Origin of the sequence: Mycobacterium sp. E183, from assembly GCF_001667735.1 — a bacterium.
Taxonomy (GTDB): Bacteria; Actinomycetota; Actinomycetes; order Mycobacteriales; family Mycobacteriaceae; genus Mycobacterium.
Genome location: NZ_LZJN01000085.1, coordinates 1 through 758, shown reverse-complemented (window position 1 = coordinate 758; position 758 = coordinate 1). Strand labels below are relative to the sequence as shown.

At 66.9% G+C, this 758-nt stretch carries 2 pseudogenes; one reads left to right on the top strand and one right to left on the bottom strand.

The features are described from left to right. Positions 1-567, bottom strand: a pseudogene (locus A5691_RS08645) (hypothetical protein); the annotation flags it as partial. 113 nt (positions 568-680) lie between these two features. Between A5691_RS08645 and A5691_RS28580 the strand changes: the two are divergent. After that, positions 681-758, top strand: a pseudogene (locus tag A5691_RS28580) (hypothetical protein); the annotation flags it as partial.

The window sequence follows — 758 nt, the reverse complement described above, 5'->3', positions numbered from 1 at the left end:
GGCGCGGCCCTGGCCGTTGGTGTTGTCCACGAAGGCGCCCAGCGGCGAGCTGCAGCCGGTCTGACGCCACGAGCCGGCTTTCTGACCGCGTACGTCGAAGAAGTTCGCGTTGATCGCGATCGTGGGCTGGCCCATTCGCTGCCACGCCTGCAGCGGCGCATAGAGTTCCGACGCCTGCCAGAGGCCCTCGCCGGTGCGGGCGCCGGGGTTGTTCTCGCAGCGCGCCTGATCGCCCTGGTGCGTGTCGACCAGCAGGTGGGGCGAAAGCCGGCCCGCGGCGTTCTTGATGATCATCAGGTGGCCGCCGTTGTTCATCTCGTACCAGCTGCCACCGGCGTTGAGCATCGGTGCGGGATGGCCGGGACCGAAGTTATAGACCAGGTAGGAGCCCTTGGTGGTGTTGATGGCGTTGGCCAGCAGATCGCGGCCGTCGGCGGCGTGCGCGACCGGCTGTCCGGTGGTGCACGCGAGGACAATGCCGGCGACGATGGCGGTGCAGCCGGCCACCAGCCGGCGCAAGCTGGCGCCTCGGGTCAGCACGATCGCCCTTTCCGCCCGGATCTGAATACAACATAAACATCATCAGTCACATCCGTCACACTGTCAATTTAGATAACGGGCGGATGACGCTCGGGCGGCGGTCGAATTACGTTTGCTCGCTTGGGCTTTCGCTCGACGGTTCCGGCTCGTGGCGTCAGACCGGCTGCAGCTCGCCGCTGGGCGCCTTCGTGGACAACACCAACGGCCAGGGCCGCGCC